This window comes from Pseudoalteromonas sp. SG43-6 (genome assembly GCF_014164365.1).
GTDB lineage: Bacteria > Pseudomonadota > Gammaproteobacteria > Enterobacterales > Alteromonadaceae > Pseudoalteromonas > Pseudoalteromonas rhizosphaerae.
On sequence record NZ_JACJEZ010000153.1, the window covers coordinates 1 to 602 of the forward strand.

1 protein-coding gene is annotated in these 602 nt (G+C 39.7%); it reads right to left on the bottom strand.

Features of this window, described 5'->3' with window-relative positions; translation table 11 throughout:
* Window positions 1-146: 146 nt before the first annotated feature.
* A partial coding sequence (locus H5201_RS22565; protein ID WP_182785463.1) for a DUF2931 family protein occupies window positions 147-602 on the bottom strand: 456 nt, incomplete at its 5' end.

The window sequence follows — 602 nt, forward strand, 5'->3', positions numbered from 1 at the left end:
CATCCTACAGCGAATAATATTAAAGCGAGTGTGATAAGTAATTTTATGAGCTTGTCCATAATCTATATCCATTTATTAGTTGTGATTGCCATTGCTCACTCTTTTCATCTTGTTCTGGCTGATTGTAAAAAGGCGTTTAAAACTGGTCATTTATTCTCACGCCACTGTGCTTGCCCAGAGCCTAGTTCGTGTAATACACGGCCTGTAAATCCCGCTGAACGGGTATTAGATAACCAAACTTTGATTTCACCTGACTCACCCATACCGACTATTAAATACGGTTTTACATCTTTAAAAACCTTACCTGTGTGCGCTGTGTATGAAGGTAAATTTTTAGCTAACCTATAACCTTTTTTGTCTATTGCCACTTCACCAAAGTAAATTCTATTTTCTGACTTATCTAACCATTCAACGGCTACTTTTTCTGGGAATTTTTGATTGTAAACACTCACAGTACCACCAGCTTGTGCGTAACAACATTCTATTGCACCGGAAGGAATACCCCACTCATCATCAAATACCACAGAGCGCCCCCAAATTGCATTGCCATTTTCGGTGCCGACACCTGCGACCATGTAATCAATTTTACCTGTTGACGAGCA